The sequence below is a fragment of the Micromonospora citrea genome, assembly GCF_900090315.1.
GTDB classification, from domain to species: domain Bacteria; phylum Actinomycetota; class Actinomycetes; order Mycobacteriales; family Micromonosporaceae; genus Micromonospora; species Micromonospora citrea.
This window is the reverse complement of the sequence record NZ_FMHZ01000002.1, coordinates 5,190,789-5,213,093: the sequence shown is the minus strand read 5'-3', so window position 1 is coordinate 5,213,093 and position 22,305 is coordinate 5,190,789. Positions and strand designations below refer to the sequence as shown.

17 protein-coding genes and 2 pseudogenes are annotated in these 22,305 nt (G+C 75.4%); 4 read left to right on the top strand and 15 right to left on the bottom strand.

The window, feature by feature from the left end:
- Position 1: 1 nt before the first annotated feature.
- The 4 genes from GA0070606_RS23900 to GA0070606_RS23885 form a co-directional block, all read right to left on the bottom strand.
- Positions 2-739 (bottom strand): zinc ribbon domain-containing protein, encoded by a 738-nt coding sequence (locus GA0070606_RS23900; RefSeq protein WP_091104462.1) that lies wholly within the window; start codon positions 737-739, stop codon positions 2-4.
- A complete protein-coding gene (locus GA0070606_RS23895; RefSeq protein WP_176737572.1) occupies positions 736-1,566 on the bottom strand; it encodes a Nif3-like dinuclear metal center hexameric protein in 831 nt (276 codons plus the stop codon). The genes GA0070606_RS23900 and GA0070606_RS23895 overlap by 4 nt, the downstream gene beginning before the upstream one ends.
- Positions 1,567-1,795: 229 nt before the next feature.
- Entirely contained in the window at positions 1,796-2,368 is a 573-nt protein-coding gene (locus GA0070606_RS23890; protein ID WP_091104456.1) for a flavoprotein, read from the bottom strand.
- A 16-nt stretch (positions 2,369-2,384) separates the two neighbouring features.
- Positions 2,385-3,614, bottom strand: coding sequence for a helix-turn-helix domain-containing protein (locus GA0070606_RS23885; protein ID WP_091104454.1), 1,230 nt, complete (start codon positions 3,612-3,614; stop codon positions 2,385-2,387).
- Positions 3,615-3,855: 241 nt separating this feature from the next.
- Here GA0070606_RS23885 and GA0070606_RS23880 point away from each other — a divergent pair, with 241 nt between their 5' ends.
- Entirely contained in the window at positions 3,856-4,527 is a 672-nt protein-coding gene (locus GA0070606_RS23880) for a bifunctional DNA primase/polymerase (protein WP_091104451.1), read from the top strand.
- A gap of 315 nt (positions 4,528-4,842) precedes the next feature.
- Here GA0070606_RS23880 and GA0070606_RS23875 read toward each other — a convergent pair whose 3' ends face one another.
- The 7 genes from GA0070606_RS23875 to GA0070606_RS23845 all read right to left on the bottom strand — a co-directional run bounded on the left by GA0070606_RS23875 (position 4,843) and on the right by GA0070606_RS23845 (position 13,174).
- Positions 4,843-5,640, bottom strand: a complete 798-nt coding sequence (locus GA0070606_RS23875; protein WP_091104448.1) for a DJ-1/PfpI family protein — start codon at positions 5,638-5,640, stop codon at positions 4,843-4,845.
- Entirely contained in the window at positions 5,633-6,625 is a 993-nt protein-coding gene (locus tag GA0070606_RS23870; RefSeq protein WP_176737403.1) for a GlxA family transcriptional regulator, read from the bottom strand. Before GA0070606_RS23870 ends, GA0070606_RS23875 begins: the two co-directional genes overlap by 8 nt.
- 139 nt (positions 6,626-6,764) lie before the next feature.
- Positions 6,765-7,511: an FAD:protein FMN transferase gene (locus GA0070606_RS23865; RefSeq protein ID WP_091104443.1), complete on the bottom strand. Its 747-nt coding sequence runs from the start codon at positions 7,509-7,511 to the stop codon at positions 6,765-6,767.
- A 208-nt stretch (positions 7,512-7,719) separates the two neighbouring features.
- Positions 7,720-8,310, bottom strand: a complete 591-nt coding sequence (locus GA0070606_RS23860) for an FMN-binding protein (RefSeq protein ID WP_091104440.1) — start codon at positions 8,308-8,310, stop codon at positions 7,720-7,722.
- A 9-nt stretch (positions 8,311-8,319) separates the two neighbouring features.
- Positions 8,320-9,741, bottom strand: coding sequence for a ferredoxin reductase family protein (locus GA0070606_RS23855; RefSeq protein WP_091104438.1), 1,422 nt, complete (start codon positions 9,739-9,741; stop codon positions 8,320-8,322).
- Positions 9,738-11,105: a DUF1501 domain-containing protein gene (locus GA0070606_RS23850; RefSeq protein ID WP_245724785.1), complete on the bottom strand. Its 1,368-nt coding sequence runs from the start codon at positions 11,103-11,105 to the stop codon at positions 9,738-9,740. The genes GA0070606_RS23855 and GA0070606_RS23850 overlap by 4 nt, the downstream gene beginning before the upstream one ends.
- Positions 11,106-11,125: 20 nt before the next feature.
- Positions 11,126-13,174, bottom strand: coding sequence for a DUF1800 domain-containing protein (locus GA0070606_RS23845; RefSeq protein ID WP_091104433.1), 2,049 nt, complete (start codon positions 13,172-13,174; stop codon positions 11,126-11,128).
- Positions 13,175-13,627: 453 nt separating this feature from the next.
- On the opposite strand from GA0070606_RS23845, the gene GA0070606_RS23840 reads away from it, so the two are divergent.
- Positions 13,628-13,885: a DUF3040 domain-containing protein gene (locus GA0070606_RS23840; RefSeq protein ID WP_091104431.1), complete on the top strand. Its 258-nt coding sequence runs from the start codon at positions 13,628-13,630 to the stop codon at positions 13,883-13,885.
- Between the two features lie 37 nt (positions 13,886-13,922).
- On the opposite strand, the gene GA0070606_RS34065 is transcribed toward GA0070606_RS23840, so the two are convergent.
- From GA0070606_RS34065 to GA0070606_RS34060, 3 genes and pseudogenes are all read right to left on the bottom strand, one after another.
- Positions 13,923-14,978 (bottom strand): SWIM zinc finger family protein, encoded by a 1,056-nt coding sequence (locus tag GA0070606_RS34065; protein ID WP_091104428.1) that lies wholly within the window; start codon positions 14,976-14,978, stop codon positions 13,923-13,925.
- Positions 14,975-17,731: pseudogene (locus tag GA0070606_RS23830) on the bottom strand (DEAD/DEAH box helicase); the annotation flags it as partial. The pseudogene GA0070606_RS23830 and the gene GA0070606_RS34065, both read right to left, overlap by 4 nt.
- A gap of 77 nt (positions 17,732-17,808) precedes the next feature.
- Positions 17,809-18,343, bottom strand: a pseudogene (locus GA0070606_RS34060) (ATP-dependent helicase); the annotation flags it as partial.
- Between the two features lie 232 nt (positions 18,344-18,575).
- On the opposite strand from GA0070606_RS34060, the gene GA0070606_RS23825 reads away from it, so the two are divergent.
- Both GA0070606_RS23825 and GA0070606_RS23820 read left to right on the top strand, forming a co-directional pair.
- On the top strand, positions 18,576-20,759 hold the full coding sequence (locus GA0070606_RS23825; RefSeq protein ID WP_091104423.1) for a N,N-dimethylformamidase beta subunit family domain-containing protein: 2,184 nt from the start codon (positions 18,576-18,578) through the stop codon (positions 20,757-20,759).
- 93 nt (positions 20,760-20,852) lie between these two features.
- Positions 20,853-21,725 (top strand): carbohydrate kinase family protein, encoded by an 873-nt coding sequence (locus GA0070606_RS23820; protein ID WP_091104420.1) that lies wholly within the window; start codon positions 20,853-20,855, stop codon positions 21,723-21,725.
- Positions 21,726-21,769: 44 nt separating this feature from the next.
- Here GA0070606_RS23820 and GA0070606_RS23815 read toward each other — a convergent pair whose 3' ends face one another.
- Positions 21,770-22,291, bottom strand: coding sequence for a DinB family protein (locus tag GA0070606_RS23815; RefSeq protein WP_091104418.1), 522 nt, complete (start codon positions 22,289-22,291; stop codon positions 21,770-21,772).
- Between the last annotated feature and the right edge of the window lie 14 nt (positions 22,292-22,305).

Here is a 22,305-nt window from a genome sequence, read left to right as displayed (position 1 = left end):
GCTACAGGCCGGACTCGTTGGTGCGGACCATGATCCGCCGGCACTCCTCGCAGCGGACCACGTCGTCCGGCGCCGCCTTGCGGATCCGGGCCAGGTCGGCGCCGGAGAGGTCCAGCCGGCAGCCGCCGCACCGGCCGGCGGTGAGCAGCGCCGCGCCGAGCCCCGAGTCCTCGCGGATCCGGTCGTACAGCTGGACCAGGTCGGCGGGGAGGTCGGCCGCGAGCGGCTGACGGGCGCCGCGCTTGAACTCCTCCTCCTTGGCGATCTCGGCCAGGGCGTCGTCGCGGCGCCGCTCGACGGAGTCCCGCTTCTCCCGCGCCTCGGCGAGCCGCTTCTCGATGCCGTCCAGCACGCCCTGGGCGGTCTCCCGCTGCTCCATCAGCTCCAGCTCGGCGTCCTCCAGGTCGCCCTGGCGGCGGTTGAGCGAGACCAGCTCGTGCTGGAGCGCCTCCAGCTCCCGGGCCGGGCCGGTGCCGGCGGCCAGCCGGTCCTCGTTCTTGGCCTTGCGGGCCCGCACCTGGTCGATGTCCTTCTCCAGCCGGGCGATGTCCCGGTCGAGGTCGTCGACCGCCACCTGCGCGCGGACCCGCTCGTCCTCCAACGCGGAGAGCTCCCGGGCCAGCCCTTCCAGCTCGGCCCGCTCCGGGAGCGTGCGGCGGCGGTGGGCGAGCTGGGCGAGGTTGGTGTCGATCGCCTGGAGGTCGAGCAGGCGGCGCTGGACCTGCGGGTCAGCCTTCACGGTCGGGGCTCCTTGTCGTCCACCGCGGGTGGGGCGGCGTGTACGGTCCACGGGTCGGTGTCCAGGTCGGACACCAGCGTCTCGACGCCCGGCGCCTCCCGCAGGATGGCGGCCAGGTCGTCCAGCCACGGTCGTTCGGTCGCCCAGTGGGCGGCGTCGAGCAGTGCCGGGCCGTCGGCGGCGAGGTGCTCGCCGGCCGGGTGGTGCCGCAGGTCGGCGGTGAGGAACGCGTCCACCCCCGCGGCGGTCGCGTCGGCGAGGAAGCCGTCCCCCGCGCCGCCGCTGACCGCGAGGGTACGAACCATACGCCCGGGATCCCCGGCGGCGCGAACCCCCCAGGACGTGGCGGGGAGCACGGCGGCGGCGTGCCGGGTCAGCTCCGCCAGGGTCATCGGCTCCGGCAGCTCCCCGATCCGGCCGATCCCCCGGCCTGCGCCGTGGGCCGGCGAGCCGGGCGCGGGCCGGTGCAGCGGGCGCAGGCCGGTCAGCCCGAACCGGGCGGCGAGCGCGTCGGACACCCCCGGGTCGGCCACGTCGGCGTTGGTGTGCGCGACGTACAGCGCCACGTCGGCCTTGATCAGCCGGTGGACGATCCGCCCCTTGTACGTCGTCGGGGCCACCGACGAGACGCCGCGCAGCAGCAGCGGATGGTGGGCGACGATCATGTCGACGCCGGCGTCGAGCGCCTCGGCGACCGTCTCGGGCACCACGTCGACCACGCAGAGCACCCGGCGCACCGGGGCGCACGGCTCGCCCAGCACCAGCCCGACCCGGTCCCACTCCTCGGCCCAGGCGGGCGGGTAACGCCGCTCCAGCTCGGCGACCACGTCGGAGACGGTCGGCGGGACCGCGTTGGTGCTCACGGCGGGCCAGCTTACCGGCGCGGGCCGTGGCGGGGGGCGTCGCCCACCGACGCGACGGAAGTGTCCGCGGGGCGGTGGGTCGCGTCGCGTCGCCGCTGCACCGTCCGTGGCGGCGCGGCAAGGGGACCCCGCCGCCTCGACGCGTCGGCCCGCGAGCGGGCCCGCCGATCGCGGCAGGGTCCCCCACCGGGCGTCACGCGGCGGGGCAGAGGCGGTCCCGGACGGCGGCCAGGCCCATGGCCCACGGGAAGGCGTGCAGGTGACGCTCGCCGGTGCCGGGCGGGTGCAGCGGGACGACGTGGTCGCCGAAGAGCACCGTCACCCCCCACTCGGCGAGCCGGTCGAGGGCCGCCCGGAAGGCCGGATGGACCGCCATCGCCGCGTTGGTGTACGGCACGGCCACCAGCGGAACCCCCAACCCCTGCGCCTCCACCAGCAGGCCGAGGGCCAGCGTGTCGGTGATGCCGGCCGCCCACTTGTTGACCGTGTTGACCGTCGCCGGACAGACGATCATCGCGTCCGCCGGCGGCAGCACGTCGAGGTCGCCGGGGTTCTTGTAGTGGGTGCGGACCGGGTGCCCGGTCCGCCGGGCCAGCTCGGCCCGGTCGACGAACTTGGCGCCGTCCGGCGTGGTCACCACGCAGACGTCCCAACCGTCCTGCTGGGCCAGCTCGACGAGCCGACCGACGTCGCGGGCCAGCGGCGAACCGCAAGCGATGACGTAGAGCACCTCGCGGCGCTCGCTGCTCGGGCGTGGGCCGGTCATCAGGCCGGCTCCGTGCTCATACCCCTACTCCCATGTGCTCAGCCAACTCCGCGATCAGAGAAGGCGGCGCACCCCGTGTGCGACGCAGGATGTCCGACATCGCCTCGTGGGCGATCGGCCGGCAACGAATCTCCGACGGGGCGAGGCGGTCGCCGCGCAGCAGCATCTCGCCGGCGTTGGCCACGTCGCCGATCTGGGCGAAGCCCCGGGCGATGTCGAGCAGGTGGTGGGCGCGGCGTTCGGGCAGCAGCGCGTTGAACGCGGGCTCCTGGATGCGCTGCCGGTGGACCTCCACGGCCCGGCCGCCGTCGCCCAGCTCGACCGCCGCCGCCGCGCGGTGCAGCTCCACGTTGGTCGGCCCGAAGGAGGTCCAGTAGTGGTTGTGGTCGCCGCCGAGGAGGGTGGCGGCCTCCTGCGCGCCGTTGATCAGGTCGCCGACCGTGGCCGAGTCACCGATCCGCGCGGCGGCCATCGCGCCCTGGAGCAGCAGCATCCCGTAGACCGAGAGCCGGGCCGGGGACGCCTCGTTGCCGCCGCCGGGGGCGAGCCGGTTGGCGATGGTGACGTTGAGTTCGAGGGCGGGGCGGGGCCGGCCCATCGCCACCAGCGCGTTGCACACCCGGGTGGTGGCGATGCCGGCCAGGAGCTGGTCGTCGGCGCGCTGGGCGACCGCCATTGAGCGGTCGGCGGCAAGCCAGGCCAGCTCGCACTCGCCCAACTTGCGCAGCACCGACGAGGCGATCTGGTAGACCTGCCCCAGCAGGTGGGCGGCCTCCCGGCCCTCGTCGCCGCGGTAGCCGGCGTCGGCGGCCTGGGCGTCGCGCAGCAGCTTCGGCAGCGCCCGGGTGAGCATCCCGTAGCGGCCGTACTGGTAGGTCAGCCAGGCGTGGTTGACGGCCTTGCGCATGTCGGCCAGCGGCGGCGGGAAGGGCGCGGCGTCGAAGTACGCGCTCATCGAGTCGTACCGCTCGAGGGCCGCCCGGATCTCCTGCACCTCGACCTGGTCGATGCAGTTCAACGCGTCCGTACGCCGCTCCGGGTCCTTGCCGAGCAGCAGTTGCACGTCGACCTGGAGGATGTCGGCGATCTCGTAGAGGACCGAGAACTTGTCGAGCCGGCGCACCCCGCGCTCGACCTTGTCCACCCAGCTCTTCGACTTGCCCAGCCGATCGGCGAAGACCTGCTGCGACATCTTGCGCCGCCCGCGCCAGTAGGCCACCCGCCGCCCGATGGGTAACTCGTCCATCTTCCCACCCCTCCCCTGCCTGAGCCGGCCGGCGGCCGATTGGCTACGCGGTTGCGGGCGCGCGGTACGTCTCAGGTTTTCGCCGGTCGCACAGCGTGTACGTCAGCCGTACAGCCAGTTCTCGTAATTTTCGTGCAAGTTGCATCAGCCGTTCGTCAGCTCAACGATCGCGGGTTACGGCAGTGACGGTGCTCGACATGCGACCTGGATGCCGACCGGGTCCGGCGGAGGGAGATGGCACATGTGGGGGAATGTCGGTCCGCGCGTCGTGCAACTGTCGCCACTGGAACGGGTGCGCCTGCGCCGGGTCGCCGTGCGGTACGCGCTGCACGGCTGGGACGTGACCCCAGGTGCCTGCCTCGCCCGCAGCCGCTTCGTCTGCGGGCGCGCCGGCTGCCCCACGGTCGGCTGCCACCCCGCGCTGGAGAACTGGGAGCACGCGGCCAGCGCCGACCCGGCCCGGGTCGCGACCTGGTGGCGCACCCGCCCGCACGGGGTGCTGCTGCCCACCGGCCGGGCGTTCGACGTGCTGGAGGTCCCCACGCACCTCGGTCGGCACGTCCTGGACGCGGTGCAGACCCACCCGGCCGGCGTCGGCGTACGCGGCCCGGTGCTGGTGACCCCCACCGGCCGCTGGATGTTCCTGGTCCGTCCCGGAGACCCGCTCCGCCCCGAACTGGACCACTGCTTCCACGTCGTCCGGCACGGCCCCGGCTCGTGGATCCCGGCCCCGCCGACCCGGCTGCCCGAGGGCACCGTCCGCTGGGCGGTCGCGCCCGAGCAGGCACGCTGGCAGTTGCCGGACTCCTATCTGGTGCAGAACGCCCTGATCGACGCCCTGCGGGCCACCGGCGTCACGCTCACCTCCGACCTACTCCCCGGCCACCTGCCGCTCCCCCGCCGGGGCATGTGAACTCCGGTCGCCGGGGCAGGGCCCGGGGGCGGGCGGGCAGGTGGCGGGCGGGCAGGTGGCGACGCGACGCTCAGGGGTCGGTGCTCGTTGAGCACGGCGACGGCGCGTCCGCGCCGGGAGCGGGGGGTTAGATGTCCACCGACGACACGACGCGTCAGCCGGGCGGGGCCGAACCGCCGCCCCGCCACCATCGTCCGCACCGCCGCTGGGCGGCCACCCGGCCCGCCGGCTCCCGGCCGGGCCGCCCACGCCCCCTCGGCTCCCGCCCCGCCACCCACCGCCCCTTCCGCTGACCGCGGTGGCCGGCGCAGAAGCTCAGGTGAGCACCTCGCGGACCCGCGCACGCTCCGCCTGGAACAGGCTCCACATGTGGTCCTCGTCCGCGTCCGGCAGGTTTTCGACCCGGCCGTAGTCGAACGGCGGCTCGGGGTCGTACTCCAGGAACGCCTGCCCCCGGCCGGCGGCCCGCTCCCCCCACAGGCGCGCGGCCACCACCAGGGCGGCGTCCATTCCAGCGCTGACACCGGCGCTGGTGACGATCCGCCCGTCGACGACCCAGCGGCGCCGTCTGAACCGCGCGCCCGACAGGGGAAGCTCGTCGGCGAACGCCCAGTAGGTGGTCGCCGAGCGGCCCCGCAGGATGCCCGCGGCGGCCAGCAGCAGCACGCCGGTGCAGATGCCGAACGTAACGCGGGTGTGCGGGTGCGCGGCGCGGATGTAGTCCAGGAGGCGGCGGTCCCGCATCAGGATGCTCGGCTGCCCCGGCCCGGGCACGACGAGCACGTCGGGCCGGGGCAGCGTGTCGTAGGTGGCGGTCGGCACCCACTGCAGGCCACCGCCGCCGGGTATCGGCGTGAGGTCCGGGCCGACGAAGTGCAGCCGGGCCGGTGGTCCGCCCGCGCGCCCGGTGGCGCCGAGAACGCTCAGCGGACCGACCAGGTCGAGCGGGACGAGCCCGTCAAAGACCAGGAACGCGATGTCGAGCGGCTCTTCACCGCCCGCCGGGGCACTGTGGCGGGCCGCGGCCGGGGCGGCGTCGCCCACGGTGAGGCCGGTCGCGGCGAGCGCGGCGCCGAGGGTCAGCAACTGCCGCCGGTTCGGGTTGTCAGGCATCTGTCGCACCTTTCTGCACTTGGTGGCGGTACCTCGTCGGGGCCATCCCCAGGACCCGGTGGAAGGTCTGCCGCATGGTCTCGACGCTGCGGAAGCCGCAGCGCCTGGCCACGACATCGACGGGGTCGTCGCCGGCTTCGAGGAGCTGCTGGGCCGCCTCGACGCGGATCCGCTGGACGTACTGGCCGGGCGTGGTGCCCAACACTTCGGTGAACAGGCGGGACAGGTGACGAGGGCTCACCGCGGCGCGGGCGGCCATCGCCTCCAGCGAGTGGTCCGCGTGCGGCTGCTCGGCGACCGCGTCGAGCACCGCCCGCAACGCCGGTTGGCGTGACGGCCGGGCGCGGCCGCGTACCGACAGCTGCGACTGGCCGGCCGGCCGTTGCAGGAAGAGCACCAGCCACTGGGCGACCTGACGGGCGAGCGCGGCGCCGTGGTCGCGCTCCACAAGCGCCAGGGCGAGGTCGATGCCGGCGGTGACCCCGGCGGCGGTGTACACGTCGCCGTCGCGCACGTACATGCCGTCGGACTCGACGATGACCCGCGGGTAGCGGACGATCAGGTCCCGGCAGGAGGCCCAGTGGGTGGTTGCCCGCCGGCCGTCGAGCAGACCGGCCTCCGCCAGCACGAACGCGCCGATGCACACCGACGCCACCACCGCGCACCGCCCGCTCACCCGCTGCACCGCCTGGGCGAGTGGCACCAACGCGGTGCCCGCCGGCGCGGTGTCGCACCCGGCCACCAGCAGGACGTGCACCGGGCCGGTCACCGCGTCCAGGGCCGTGTGGACGCCGAGCCGCACCCCTTCCTGGGTGTCGACCGGCCGACCGTCGGGCGATGCCAGTCGGACCCGGTAGTGCCCGCCGCACTTCGCCGCGAGTGCGAACACCTGCAACGGCCCGGTGACGTCCAGCAGCACCGCGCCGTCGCCCGCCGCGACGACCACGTCGCGTGAGCCGTCAGCGCGCGGATGCGGAGCTGTCATGCAGCGAGTATCGAAGCGCGCGCCGCGCCGCGGCAACGACGGCCGCCCCACAGATCCGGCCATGGTCGTCCGGAACCACGGCCGTTCGCCGGACGACCCGGGTCACGGGCGCCAGGACCGGCGGGGCCGGCGTCGGCACTCAGACCGTCGATGTTGGCGTTGGCGTTGGCGTTGGCTGGAGGGTGGCGGGGAGAACGAGGCGGGCGTCGTCGGTGACGACCGCGTGCTGGTGGTCGGGAAGGTTGTCGAGCCAGCCGATGCCGGCGGCACCCATCGCCACGGCGGCGGTGGCGTACGCGTCGGCCAGGCCGAGGTCGGGGCCGACCACGGTCACGGAGCGCAGCCCCACGGCCGGCACGCCCCGGCGCGGATCCCGCACGTGGTGGCCGCGCTCGTAGACGCCCGAGGTGGCCACGGCCAGGTCGGTGCCGGCCAGCACCAGGCAGGTGGACATCGGGTCCCACGGGTGCCGGACGCCGATCCGCCAGGGCCGCCCGGACGACGAGTGGCCGCGTGCCCGCACGTCGCCACCGGCGTTGAGGCAGTGGTTCGCCGCCCCGGCCGCCAGCAGCCGGTCCGAGGCGACCTGCGCCGCCCAGCCCTTGACGTACCCGGACGGGTCGAGCCGGCCGGTGGCGTACGCGTCGAAGAAGCCGTCGGTGGCGGCCCACAGGTCGGCGCAGCGCGCCAGCACGTGCCGCAGGTCGTCGCTGGCCTCGGCGAGCGGCAGCTCACCCCGGTCGAGGCGGCGCACTTCGCTGTCGGCCCGGTACGTGCTGAACCGCGCGTCCACCTCGCGCAGCCAGGCGAACACGCCCCCGGCCAGCTCGTCCAGCTCGGCGACGGGCAGGTCGTCGGCGAGGTCGAGGCTGATCGCCGTGCCCATCACCTGCTCGACCCTGCGCAAACCGGGCCTGGTCGCCGGCAGGGACCCGCCCCGACCACGCTCCGCCCCCGGGCACGAGACCGAAACCGCGACCGAGGACGAAGCCGGGGATGACGCGAAGGACGACACCGCGACCGAGGACGAAGCCGTGGATGACGCGAAGAACGACGCCGCGACCGAGGACGAAGCTGGGGATGACGGCCGCACGTCAGTTCGCCCGGTCGATCGCGGCCTGCAACGACTGCTTGTACGCGTCGCTGGTGGCGGTCGCCCCGGAGACGGTGTCCACGTCGGCGCTCTGCCGCTGCACCACCAGCCCGGAGCTGCCGCTGTAGCGGCCGTCGACCTGCTCACTGCGCTGGTCGGACTGGGCCGTCTCCTCCGGCAGTTCCAGCGCCACCACGTCGACGATCCGCGTCCCGGAGAGGGTGATCTGCACCTGGACGTTGCCGTACTCGTTCTCCACGACTGGGCCCGTCACCGTGCGGGTGGTCGGCGCCGGTGGCGGCTTGCTGCTGGTGCGCGGGGCCGATGGCGCCCGGGTGGTGGCACCGGGCCGGACCGACGACGCCCGGGTGGCGGTGCGCCCGGGGCGGGGGGACGCGGTGGAGCCGCTGGGCGACGGGGCGGCGGAGGCGTCGCCGCCGGTCGGGGTCGGGCCCGCCGGGGCGGGGACGACCGGCGGCCGCTCGGCCGGCAGGTCCTGGGCGACCCCGGTGGCGCCGGGCGAGCCCTTCAGCACCACCAGGACGGTGGTGCTGGCCGCCAGGCCGGTGATCGCGAGCAGTGCGCGGCGCATGAGACCTTCCTACAGCTCGAACGTGGCGAGGTGGATCTGCCGGCCGGGCACGCCGGCCCGGCGGAGCGCCCGCAGCGCCTCCTCGACCAGGCCGGGCGGCCCGCAGAGGTAGACGTCGCGGCGGGCGACGTCGGGCACCAGGCGGCGCAGCCCCTCCGGGCTCAGCACCTGGCGGGGGCCGGGGTCGTGGCGGGAACCGACGACGTACCAGATCGAGGTGTCCCGGGCCTCGGCGAGCCAGTCCAGCTCCCGCTGCAGCAGCACGTCGGCCGGGGTGCGGGCGCGGTAGATCAGCGCGGCGCCCGGGGGCAACTCCTCCAGCATGGCCCGGATCGGGGTGATCCCGCTGCCGCCGGCGATCAGCAGCGCCCTCTCCCGGGTGCGGTGCGCGGCGGTGAAGGTGCCCGACGGCCCCTCGGCCCAGACCCGGGTGCCCGGGTCCAGGTCACGCAGGTCGGCGGTGTGCGCGCCGACGACCTTGACGGTGAGCCGCAGCCACCGGCCGTTGGCGGCGGCGGAGACGGAGAACGGGTGCGCCTGCCACCAGCAGCCCCGGGTCAGGAAGCGCCAGCGGAAGAACTGACCGCCGAGCAGGTCCAGCCGCTCCAGTCGGTCGCCCGTCAGGTAGATGGAGATCGTGTCCGGGCTCTCCGCGACCACGTCGGCGACCCGCAGCCGGTGCCGCAGGTTGAACGCCAGCGGCGCGAGCACCCGGCCCCACAGCAGGGCGGCGACCACCAGCGCGTACGCGGCGATCCAGCCGGTGCGCACGGGGCCGGGCCGGAACAGCTGCGCGCCGTTGCTGAACTGGTGGGCGAAGCCGAGCAGCAGCACCGCGTAGCTCGACAGGTGCAGGGCGTGCCACAGCTCGTAGGGCAGCGCGGTGCGGATCGCCCGGACGCCGGTGAGGCCGACGAGCACCAGGATGCCGGCGGCGGCGAACGCGGAGACCATGTCCTCGTGGTCGCGCAGCAGCACCCCGGCCTCGGTGAGCACGGAGTTGTCCTCCAGGTCGGCGTACCCGACCAGGATCAGCGACGCGTGCGCGAGCACCGCGACCAGCAGGGTGGCGCCGACGTCGCGGTGCAGGCGGGCGATCCGCTCGCCGCCGACCCACCGCTCCAGCACGGGCAGCCGGCTCATCATCAGCACCTGCACGAGCAGCAGGTAGCCGGCGACCAGGCCGGTGATCCGCCCGGCGGCGGTGACGGTGGCGGCGGTGCTGCGCAGCGAGCCGGCGGGGGTGTCCAGCCACCAGGGCAGCACGCTGCCGAGCAGGCCGGCGACGAGCAGGCCGGCCAGTAGCCGCCGGCCGCCGGGTCCGCGTCGCGGCGGCACCAGCAGGCGTACGTCGGCAGCCGGCCGGCCGCCGCGACGGGACGGTGTCGTCCCGCCGCGGCGGCCGGCGGCGTGGGTGCGGGGGTACGTCACGCGTACAGCTTCATCGGGGTGTACTTCCGGCGCGGGAAGATCTTGTCCACCTGCGCGTTGGTGAGCCCGAACCGCCCCTGGGCGACCGAACCGTAGACGTCGAACATGTTGTTGTACTCGGGCACGTCGCCGGAGTCCAGGTCGCTCAGTCCGTTCCAGGTGCCGAGCAGCGAGCCGGCGAGCTTGCGGCCGGAGAGCAGGGTGACCACCCCGCCGTGGCCGTGGTCGGTGCCGCCGCCGTTGGAGGCGACCCGCCGGCCGAACTCGCTGGACACCATGATCGTCACGTCGGCGGAGCGCTCCCCCAGGTCGGTGAAGAACGCCGCCATCGCGCCGGCCAGCTCGTTGAGCCGCCGGTGCAGTTGGCCGCCGTCGCGGGTGCCCTGGTTCTCGTGGGTGTCGTAGCCGCCCATCCCGACGGTGGCGACGCGCACGTTCGCGCCGCCCTTGATCAGCTGGGCGAGCTGCTGGAACGCGTAGCCGACGCCCCGGTACTCGACGCCCGCGGCCGGCTCGTACGGCTTGGCGGCGAGGCGCTGCGCGGTGGCCAGCGCGCCCAGGCCGTCCTGCACGGCCTCCTGGACGGGGTGGTTGATCCCGGTGAAGAGCCCCTTGATCGCCTTCTCGGTCGCGGCCCGGTAGCGGTCGTCGCCGTTGAGCCGCAGCGAGCCGACGCTGTTGAGGGAGAGTGCGCCGTTGGTGCCGACCAGCGAGCGGGGCAGCGTGCTGCCGATGCCGACGCTGCGGAACGCGGTGCCCGTGCCGAGCGTGTCGACCAGACTGTCGAGCCAGCCCCGGCCGCCGGTCTCGCTGGGCAGGCCGCCGAGGTTGCAGGCGTCCGCGGCCTGGAAGTGGCTGCGGGACAGCCGCTCGTCGGAGACCGCCGGGACGAAGCCGAGGTTCCCGCTGCGCAGCCACTTCTCCAGCGGCTTGAACGCGCTGGTCAGCTTGAAGCCGCGCCCCACCGCCAGGGAGTCGTCGGCGAGCAGCAGGTCGGGACGGGCCTTGGCCAGCACCGGGTCGTCCGCCGGGGCGACCAGGCTCAGCCCGTCCAGCCCGCCGTAGAGGAAGACGTGGATGAGGGTGCCGGTCTTCGTGGCGGCGAACGACGCCGAGGTGGTGACGAACTGGGCGGTGGCCAGGGCGGTGGCGGTGGCGGCGGCGCCGGCCACGAACGTCCGCCGGGTGACGCCGCGACCGTCCTGCTGGGCCTCCTCCAGGTCCTCCAGCCGCCGGTAGCGGTCGGCCTCGGCGGCGTTCTCGGCGGCGACGATGTCGGCCTCGGCCCGGAGCAGCGCCTCGGCCGGGTCGTCGGCCAGCCGCCGCAGGTCGGGGCATTCGGGGTGCAGAGGGAACGTGTGCACAGTCTTCTCCATCGGGTGCCTCACCGGAGGTGGTGCTGGGGGGAAGCGAGGATCGCCCGCGCGACGGCGGTGACGGCCCCGTTGAACGTGGCGTCGACCCGGGCGCCGGCCGGCACGCCGGCCACGCCGAGGATCAGCGTCCGTTCCCTGGCGCTCAGCTTCTGGCCGACCAGTCGCAGGGCCAGCGCGTCGACGTACGCCCCGGCGGTCGCCGGCGGCCTGGCCACCAACCGCTCGGCCGGGGTGTAGGTGAACACGGTGCGCCGGCCGGCGAGCAGGTCGCCCGCCTCGTTCCAGCCGTTGACCATGGTGCCGGCGGAGGTCCAGGCGACGTAGACGTCGGGGTAGCCGTCCGGGGTGGGCTGGCCCATCGGGTACTGGCCCAGCTCGCGCATCTTGTCGTGGATCTGCCGCAGGCCCCGCGCGTACGGGGTGCGCTTGCTGTCGCCGTTGTCGTGCCTCGGAGAGGCGTCCGGGGCGACGCCCAGGGCGCGGTACGTGGCGACCAGGTACTCCATCGGCCGGCGCACCTTCTGGCCCACCGCCGCCCAGAACTCCGAGGAGCTGAACAGCGTCATCAGCACCGGCTTGATCATGCCCTTGTTGGCGGTGTACGTCCGGGCCAGCCGGTCCACGAGGGACTTCGGCGGGGTGTCCGAGACGAACCGGGTGGCGAGGCTCTGCGCCACGTACTTCGCGGTCGACGGGTGCAGCGCGATGTACGTCAGGTACGCGTCGATGGCCGCCTCGGCCTTCTTCGGGTCCTTGGAGTTGTTCGCGTGGGTGAAGCCGAGGATCTTCACCTTGCCGACGTAGTGCCGCTCGGGGCGGAACACGTACCTGCCGTCGCTGACGCCCCGGCCGGTCTGCAACAGGGCCGCCTGCCGGACGTCCTTCTCGGTGTAGCCGCCGTCGACGCCGACGGAGTACAGCTCCAGGTTCTCCCGGGCCAGGTTCTCGTTGACCGCGTCCGCGCGGGAGTCGTTCTGGTTGAGGTAGAGCAGCAGCGCCGGGTGCCGGTTCGCGGCGAGCAGCATCTCGGGGTAGCTGCCGAGGGCGTGCGCCCGCACGACGTCCCGGTCGAAGGAGGCCCGGTGCACCTCGCCGCCGTCGAAGTCCGCGGCGACGTGCAGGAAGTCGTTCCAGAAGTCGACCATCACCTCGAAGAGCTGCCGCTTCGACCAGATCTGCCGGGCGATGGTGGCGTCCACCATCTCCTTCTCCGGGTGTGCGCCCCGCTCGTTGAGCTGCTCGCGCTGCTCGCGCAGCTGCGCCGTGCCGAGCTTCAGCGTCGGCAGGTCGGCGAGCTTCAGCTCGGCCCTCGTCGGGGCGATCTTCTCGGGGTCGAGCTGCCAGCGCAGCCAGCCGTCGATGCCGCGTTCGGAGATGTCGGCGACGACCTGCGGGGTCACGCCGAAGGTGGCCCGCCGGGCCAGGTGCAGGACGGGGTCCTTGGCGAGCACCGTCCTGACCGTCACCCTGGTCTCCGCGGCGGCGGCGGCCGGCCCGGAGAAGGTACGACCACCGGCCGGGTTGTTCTTCTTCAGCGCCTCGCCGGCCCGGGAGCCCATGTAGCTCTCGTTCTGCTCCGTGTAGGTGCGTACCGTGCTCGGCTGCTGCCCGCTCGGCCGGGTGGGGGCGCCGTCGGTCACGGTGGTGCCGGTGGCGTCGCCGGCCACCACGTCGTCGCCGAGCAGGCCGCGGACCTGCGGGGTCATGGCCAGGGCCGCGCCGCCGGCGACGACGGCCGCGGTGCCGCCGAGCGCCGCGAGGGCCTTGCGCCGGCCGACCCGGCGGCCCGGCTCGTCGTCGTCCAGGTTGGGCAGTCCGGGGCCGCCCGAGGGCGCGGCGCCCTGCCGGGCGAAGCCGTCCGGGCCGACCCACTGCGGGCCTCGCGCCCCGTGGTGGGCGTGGGGACCGCGCGGGTCGGCCGAGGTCTGGGCGGGGGCGGCGTAGCCGTACGGCGCGGGGGTCCAGGTGTCGCGGTGTCCGTCGGAGGCGGGGCGCTGGTGCCCGGCCCAGCCGCGGTCGTCCCGCGGTCGGCGTGGTGGCACATTCTGGTCGGCCATGTACCAAATCCGTTTCTCCACGCGCCGCGACGACTGCGACCGGGCATGGGGGTGCAGGTGCGGCGACTCGTGCCTGAGGGGGGTTTACGGGAAGGTAACCAAGGCCCCAGGTGCCATCAAGCAGCGCGGAAACCACCCGCGAGGGCACTTAAGGCGGCCCTCAGCACCCGTCGGCGGTCGTGGAATTCCACCCGCCCCGGCACGGACCTCCCGAGCAGGGCGTACGCGACACGCCAGGCCCCGGACGTGACGATTTCCGGCCTTCCGACGCCGATCGCCGCGTTCATCGACACAGGCAAACTTAAGGCGCGGATAAGCCTGCGCTGAGGCGCCGCCCCCCGGGCCGGGGTACGCCGCCGACCGGCGGGCCGCAAAGTAGCGGCAGGCCGGCGGCGTGAGCCGCCGCCGCAGCGGGTATGCCGCCGAACCGCTGAACACGTGAGGGGAAGGCACATGCTCAGCAAAGAGGATCAGCGCAGGTTCGAGCAGATCACCCGTCAGCTCCGGGAGAGTGACCCGGCGTTCTTCGCCCGGCTCGACCACCGGGCCCGGGCCCGCCGCGGCCGGTGGCTGATGCTGTTGACCATCGTGCTGTGGGCCTCGCTCCCGGCGATGACCGTGCTGGCCGGGCGACTGGCCGGGGCCGTCTGCGCGGTGGTCCTGGTGGCCAACGCCGCGCTCATGTGGCGGTTCCGCCGGCGCTGGCTGTGAGCGGGCGCGGGCACTCGCGGCGCGCGACCGGCCGCCCTCACCGGCCCAGGAGCCGGTACGCCCGCCGCAGCCGCTCGACCAGGCCGGGCCCGCCGATGGCGGGAGCCGGCGCGCCGAGCTGCCGCAACAGCAGGTCCGGCCCGGTCGCGAGGCTGGGCGGCCGGTCGGGCAGCGGGACGGGCGGCAGCCAGAACCGGTCGACCGCGTCGGCCAGGGGTGCCGGCGGCAGGCCGGCGAGCGCCCGCGCGGCCCCGGCCGGCGCGACGTCCACCGAGGCGTCCCGACCGTCGCCGTCCATCATGGACGAGCCGTCGCCGGGGCCGTGGTGCCGCAGGCCGGTCGCAACGCCACCGGAGCCGCCACCGGAAGACCCGTCGCCGGCACCGCCCCGCTCCGCGTCGGGCGGCCCGTCGCCGGCGCCGTCCGGCCGCACTCCGGTCGGACCCGCCGGCGCGTCGACGCCGGTGGCCGCCTCGGCCCGCAGGGCGCGCAGCCGGTCGAGCAGCTCGGCCCGGCCCCGGCCCCGCCAGTGCAGCAGCTGGAACGGGTCGGCGTCGAACGCCTCGGCCAGCAGGTAGAAGGTGGCCGCGAGGTGCTTGCAGGGCACGGCGAAGTCGGGGCAGCTGCACCGCTGGCGCAGGTCCGCCACCCCGCCCGGGAAGAGCGGGGCGCCGGCCGCCGCGAACAGCTCCTCCAGCTCGGCGGGCAGGTCGCCGGCGAGCAGCCGGGCGCTGAAGAACGCCTGGGCGGCCAGCTCCGCCTCGACGCGGGCCCACAGCGCCTCCGGGAACACCGGCAGGGCGATGCCCACCTCGTACGGCTGCGCGCGGGAGCCCTGCACGACGGCGGTGACCGTGCCGGGGGCGACGTCCAGGCTGACCACCTGGCCGGCCCGCGCGTACGACCGGCCACGGGTGAGCCGGGTGCCGAGGGCGAAGGACTCCAGCACCTCCAGGAAGCGCCGCGACCACCAGGACCGCCCGATCGCGCCCCGGGTGCTGCGCGCCTTGAGCCCGCCGTCGACCCGGCGCGGCCGGCCGTAGTCGGCGAACCGGCCGTCCGCCCCGCCGCCGCCCTCCACCGGCCCGCTCACTCCACCACCGCCCCGGCCTCCAGGGTGAACAGCTCCCGCAGCTGGGCGGTGGACAGCTCGGTGACCCACTGCTCGCCGGTGCCGACGACCGAGGCGGCGAGGGTGCGCTTGTCGGCGATCAGGGCCGCCACCTTCTCCTCCACCGTGCCGGCGCAGACGAACTTGCGCACCTGCACCCGGCGCCGCTGGCCGATCCGGAAGGCCCGGTCGGTGGCCTGGTCCTCGACCGCCGGGTTCCACCACCGGTCGACGTGCACCACGTGGTTGGCCTCGGTCAGGGTGAGCCCGGTGCCGCCGGCCTTGAGCGACAGCACGAAGATCGCCGGGCCCCCGGGGGACTGGAACCGGGTGACCATCGCGTCCCGGTCGGCCTTGCCGACGCCGCCGTGCAGGAAGACCACCTCCCGCCCGAACCGGGCCGACAGGTGGCCGCGCAGCATGCCGCCGAACTCGGCGTACTGGGTGAAGAGCAGCGCCCGCTCCCCCGCCGCCAGGACCTCGTCCAGGATCTCCTCCAGCCGGGCCAGCTTGCCGGAACGGCCGGGCAGCGCCGAGCCGTCGCGCAGCAGCTGGGCCGGGTGGTTGCAGACCTGCTTGAGCCGGGTCATGGTGGCCAGCACCAGCCCGCGCCGCTCGATGCCGTCGCTGGACTCGATGCGCGCCAGCATGTCGTCGACCACCGCCCGGTAGAGCGAGGCCTGCTCCGCCGTCAGGTTGCAGACCACCTCCATCTCCAGCTTCTCGGGCAGGTCGGAGATGATCGAGGAGTCGGTCTTGAGCCGGCGCAGCACGAACGGGCCGGTGATCCGGCGCAGCCGCTCGGCCGCCTCGGCGTCGCCGTGCCGCTCGATCGGCTCGGCGTACGCCTTCTTGAAGCTCGCCGCCGGCCCCAGCAGCCCCGGGTTGGCGAACTGCATGATCGACCACAGGTCGGCCAGCCGGTTCTCCACCGGCGTGCCGGTGACCGCGATCCGGTGCCGGGCGGGCAGCGCCCGGACCGCCTCCGCCTGGCGGGTGGCGGCGTTCTTGATCGCCTGCGCCTCGTCGACCACGACCCGGTGCCAGTCGATGCCGGCCAGGTCGACCGCGTCCCGGGCGGCCACCGAGTAGGTGGTGAGGACCAGGTCCGCGTCGTGCACGGCCGTGGTGAACGCCGCCCCCCGCGCCCGCTCCGCGCCGTGGTGCACGTGTACGCGCAGCCCCGGCGTGAACCGGGCCGCCTCCCGCTGCCAGTTGCCGACCAGCGACATCGGGCAGACCAGGAGCGTCGGGCCGGCCTGCGGCGGATCCCCGGCGAGCAGGGCGAGCAGCTGCACCGTCTTGCCCAGCCCCATGTCGTCGGCCAGCACCCCACCCAGCCCGAGCGACTGCAGGAACGCCAGCCAGGCCAGCCCCCGCCGCTGGTACGGCCGCAGCGTGCCGTGGAAGGCGGGCGGCGGGTCGAGCGGGGTGAGCCGCCGCTCCACCGCCCCGGCCAGCAGGTCGCCGAGCGCGCCGTCGGCGCTGACCTCCAGCACGGGCAGCGCGTCCGGCTGCTCGTCGTCGGCCAGGCCGAGACGGAGCAGGTCGGCGACGGTCAGCTCGCCGGCGGAGCGGAGCAGCCGCAGACCGGCGGCGAGGCGCTTCGGGTCCAGCTCCACCCAGCGCCCGCGCAGCCGTACCAGCGGGGTCTTCAGCGCGGCCAGCGACGCCAGCTCCTCGGCCGTCAGCGGCTGGTCGCCGAGGGCCACCTCCCAGCGGTAGTCGACAAGCGCGTCCAGTCCGACCCCGCCGTCGCCGGCGACGGTGCCCGGGGCGGTCCGGCTGCGGGCCTGCAACCGCGCCCCGAGCCGGGACGACGGGCGCCGCCACCAGGAGGGCAGCAGCACGGCGAAGCCGGCGGCGTGCAGCACCGGCGCGCCCTCCCGGAGGAACCGGTGCGCGCCCTCGACGTCCAGCTCCAGCGCCTCGGGCGTCGCGGTGCGCAGGGCGGCGTCCAGTTCGGGCCAGAGCCGGCTGGCCCGGCCCAGCTCGGCGAGCAGCGTCTCCTGCGGGTCGCCCCCGCGACCGGCGAGCCCGGCGACGGTCTCCGGTGCCCGCCAGACCTGGCCGGCGTCCACGTGCAGGCTCGGCTCGTCTGCGGCCTGGAGCCCGAACTCGACCCGCCACCGCCCGGCCGTCGCGACCGTGGCCGCGGGGTCGGCCGGCACCACGACGACCGGCTCGGCGATCTCGTCGGCGGGGGGCTCGACCAGTCGGAAGCTCGCCCGCACCGCACCGCCGGCCGCGTCGCGCTGCCAGGCGTCCAGCTCGGCACGGAGGGTGTCCAGCGCGGCCGGCTCCGCGGCGAAGTCCCGGACCGGCCCGGTGAGCGCGGCCAGCCACGCGGGCACCGCCCCGTTCGGGCGTACGCCCCGGGCCAGCGCGGTCTCCGCGAGGGTCGCCCGGACCGCGGCGTCGGTGAGCGCGTCGAGCGCGTCGGCGACCAGCGCACCGGGCCCGTCGGCGCCGCCCGGACCGTCGTCGCTGCCGGGACCGGTGGCGGCGGGGTCCGGGCGGGCCGGCCCGGTGGCGACGGCGCCCGCGTGGACCGGACCGGTGACGGCGGACGAGCCGCCCGGACCGGTGACGCCGGGCGAGCCGCCCGGACCGGTGACGGCGGGGCCGGGGTGGGCCGGCCCGGCGGCGCGCGCGGCCGGCGGCAGCGCCAGCGCGAGCGCCCGCGCCCAGGCGGCGTCGGTGCCGGTCAGCAGGGGCCGCCACACCGCGCGGGCGGCCACCCGCGTCCGCCCGTCCCCGACGGACCAGTCGTCGTCCCGCCGGGGCCCGGCGGTCGCCGGCCCAGCGGCGGCCCCGCGACGCGGCGGGGCGGCGGTGGAGTCGGCCACCGTCGGGCCGGCGGTGGAGTCGGCAGTCGTCGGGGCGGCGAGGCCGGGCAGGACCCGGCCCCGGGCCGCCAGGTCGACCGCGAAGTCGGCCAGCTCGGCGAGGTGCCGCAGGGTCGCGCCGGGCACGACGGCCAGCCCGCCCAGCCCGCGCAGCAGGGGCAGGGCGGCGTCCGGGGCGTACCGGAGGACAGGAACGCGCCACCCGGCGAGGGTGACCGGCCCGCGGACGGGGTCGGCGACGGCGGTGCGGACCAGCTCCGGTGAGTCCAGCGGCGCGCCGGCCCGGGTGGGGAGCGTGAGCAGCGCCGTGTCGAGGTCGGCCGGCTCGGCGGCATCGGCCAGCGCGGCGGCCAGCGTCGCGTGGTCCGCGGCGAACGGGTGTGGCCGCTCCCGGGGCGGTCGGCCGGCGCGACGCGACGCGCGGGCCGGCAGCGTGCTGTCCTCGGCCCAGACGGCGAGCCCGACACCCCACCGCCACACCCCGTGGACGACCAGCACGCGTCCCCCTCCCCGTGACGACCTCGGCGAGGATATCCGGCCGGGCGCGCCCGCCTCGGCCAGCACACCGCGCCCCGGGTGGACGAAACCGTCGGACGGCACCCGTCCCCCGATCGGCCGATCTCCCCCCGCCCTTCCGGCCATCTTCCCCTCCACCCTCCGATCCGGGTCCTCGGCGGCCCTCGCGGGTCGCTAGATTTCCCTGGCTCGATAACGGGAAGGTTGCTCACACATGTCACTGCGCGTCCCCCGCCGGATCACCCGGCGCCGTGTGCTGGCCTCGGGCGGCGCGTTGGCTGCGGCCACCGCCGCGCCCTCGGTGCTCGCGGCTTCCGCCGAGCCGGCACGGGCCGCCGACCCCACCTACGACCCGGAGCAGCGGTTCATCCAGCTCGTCCCGGGCGGCAACGGGGTCATCTTCGCCATCCAGGCCGACGGGGCGCTGATCTGGTACCGGCACTGGGGCTGGCAGACCGGCGTGACCGGGTGGGCGAGCGGCTCCGGCCGCCGGATCGGGTCGGGCTGGCACCAGTTCCGCACGGTGCTCGGCAGCGGGGACGGCTCGCTCTACGGGGTACGCGCGGACGGCACCATCCACTACTACCGCTACGTCTGCACCAACCACACCACCGGGGCCGGCTACTGGAGCGGCAGCAGGCAGATCGGCAGCGGCTTCGGGAAGTTCCCCCGCCTCTTCGGCTTCGGCGGCGCCGTCTACGGGGTCGACGCCGACGGCGACCTTTACGGCTACCAGTACACCCCGTCGACGGGGACGTGGACCGGCGGCAGCCGGATCACGCGCGGCTTCAAGAGCTACCAGGGCGTCGCGGACGGCTCCGGGGTGATCTACGCGTACCGGCACGGGAACGTCCACTGGTACCAGCACCTGGGTGGCGGCCGGTGGGCGGCCGGGTCCGGCATGCGGATCGGCGCCGGCTTCGAGGAGCTGACCATCAACGGGCTGGTCTGCGGCGGGCAGGGCACCCTCTACGGCGTACGGCCGAGCGCCCCGGCCCAGCGCGCCACCGGCGGCCTGGTCGCCTACCGGATCACCAACTGGAACAGGGTGGGCGCCGACCGGCGGGCGAGCTGGGCCAACGGCGGCTCCGGCCGCACCGTCGGCAGCGGCTTCACCCTCCAGAGCCAGGCCGCCCTCCAGGGGTACGCGCGCACGCCGACCGTCACCGCCGGCTCGACCGCGCGGATCGCCGTCTCCACCACCTTCCCGACGTTCACCGCCTCGGTCGTGCGGGTGGCGCCCGCCGAGGGCGCGCCCGAGGTGGTGAAGGCGCCGACCGACGTGACCGGCAGGCTTCAGGTGCTCCCGACCGGCTACCTGCACTCGGGCTGCGACTGGTCGGACACCCTGGCGCTGTCGATCCCGTCGAGCTGGCCGTCGGGCCTGTACGCCGCCCGGCTGGAGGGCCCGCACTCGCTGCGCCGGCACGTGCCGTTCGTGGTGAAGCCGGCGGCGCCCCGCAACGACATCGCGATGCTGCTGCCGACGAACACCTACCACGCCTACAACACCTGGGGCGGGCACTACCAGTACTGCGGGGACCTGGCGGGGGCACGCACCCTCACCCTGCGCCGGCCGTCGACCGAGCTGAACGTCGAGGCGACCGGCAACCTGGAGCACACCCTCTGGTCGGACGTGCTGCTGATGCGCTGGATGACCCGGCAGGGGCTGGAGTTCGACTGCTACGACGACACCGACCTGCACGTCTCCGGCGGTTGGCTGACCCGTTACCGGGTGCTGGTGCTGGGCAGCCACCCGGAATACTGGTCGGAGCAGATGCGCCAGCACCTCGCCGACTACCAGGCCGGCGGCGGCCGGGTCATCTACGCCGGCGGCAACGGCCTCTACGAGCGGGTGCGGTTCAGCGAGGACCGCAGCGCCGTCACGTTCCGCACCCCGCAGGGGCGGCGGGACACCTACAACTCGCTGGGCCTGCCGGCCTCGCAACTGCTCGGGGTCAACTACACCAGCGCGAGCTGGTTCACCTTCGCCCCGTACGCGGTCCTGCGTGACCACAAGCTGCTGGCCGGCACCGGCCTGACGGTCGGCAGCCGCTTCGGCCTCGCCGGCTACAACGGCGCCGCCAGCGGCTGGGAGACCGACGCGCTGCTGAACCTGGACGGCGAGGTCGAGCCGAGCGAGGTCATCGCCCGGGGGCAGAACACCGGCGGCGGCGCGGCCATGGTGCTGGTGGGGAAGCCCAACGGAGGGTTCGTCTTCAGCGCGTCCTCGATCACCTTCGCCGGGGCGCTGGCGACCGACGCGGCGATGTCCAGGCTCTTCCGCAACGTCTTCGACCTGGCGCTGACCGACGGGCCGGCGGTCCGGCGGACGACGGCGCCGCGGCAGCGCACCGCCCCCGCGCCCGAGCAGGTCGAACCCCGGCCGCTGGAGTGACCGCCGGGCGCGGGTCGGCCGGCGGTGTCGCACCGGCCCGCCCGCGCCACCCGGCGGCTCGGGCGCGGCGAGGAGGTCGGCTAGGGTCGGAGCGTGATCGACCTTCTGGTGGTCGGCGGCCTCGGCGTCGACATGCGGGTGCGGGTGCCCGCGATCCCGCTGCCCGCGGCGGACTCCGTCACCGTCGACCCGATCGAGCTGCGGATCGGCAACACCGGCGCCGGGGTGGCGCTCGCCGGGCACGCGCTGGGGCTCCGGGTGACGGTGGTCGACGTGCTCGGCGCGGACCCGGCCGGGGACGTGGTCCGGGCGGCGCTGGCGCGCACCGGTGTGCGGACCGTGCTGCGCGACGCCCCGGCCGGCACCCGGCGGTCGGTGAACATGGTCGACCCGGCCGGCCGGCGGATGTCGCTCTACGATCCGCGTCCCTGGCGGGGGCCGGCCCCGTTCCCGGCGACCGAGCTGGCCGCGCTGGTCCGCGAGGCGGCGCACGTGCATGTGTCGATCATGGACTGGGTGCCGCCGCTGCTGCCCGACCTGCGCGCCGCGCTCGCCGACGGCGCCGCGCTCTCCACCGACCTGCACGACTGGGACGGCCGGAACCCGTACCACCGCCCCTTCGCCGAGGCGGCCGACCTGGTCTTCGTCAGCGGGGTCCGGCTGGGCGCGGACGCCGGCGCGCTCGCCGCCGCGCTGGCGCCCCGCACGGTGCTGGTGACCCACGGGGCGGACGGCGCCGACCTGCACACCGGCGGGGGCGGCCCGGTCCGGGTGGCAGCCGCCGAGGCGCCCGCCCCGGTCGTCGACACGAACGGCGCCGGGGACGCGTTCGCGGCCGGGGTGATCGCCGCCCGGCTGCGCGGCGCGCCGCTGGGCGACGCGGCGGCGTACGCGGCCCGGGTCGCGGCGACGGCCTGCACCCACGACGGCATGGAGTATCCGGCCGGTCTGCTGCCGCGCCCCTGAACCCGTGCGATGCTCCGCCCGCCGCCGCGAGGCGGGGAGGCCGGTCAGACGGCTCCGGTGGAGCCGTCGGTCAGCTCGCGCAGGATGTCGGCGTGGCCCGCGTGCCGGGCCGTCTCCTCGATCATGTGCACCAGGATCCAGCGCAGCGACACCTCGCCGAGCTGCGGGTGCGGCACGACGTGGTCGAGGTCGAACCGCCCGGCGACCTCCCGCGACCGGGCGCAGGCCCGCTCGTACGCCCCGGCGAGCCGCTCGACGGTGTCCTCCCCGGTGAGCGCGAAGCTGGCCACGGCGTCCTCCTCCGAGGTGAGGTAGACGTCGCCGGGACCGGGCGCGAGCAGGCAGGGGAACCAGTTCCGCTCCACCAGGGTCAGGTGCTTGACGAGCCCGGCGACGGTGGTGGCCGACGGCACCAGCCGGCGCGCCGCGTCGGCGTCGGACAGGCCGCGCAGCTTGCGCAGCAGCACGCCCCGGTGGAAGTCGAGGAACGACTCGAGCACGGCCCGCTCGTCGCCCGTGCGGGCCAGCACGGGCCCGAGCGTGGGGTCGATCGCAATCTCCGCCATCCGCCGACGGTAGT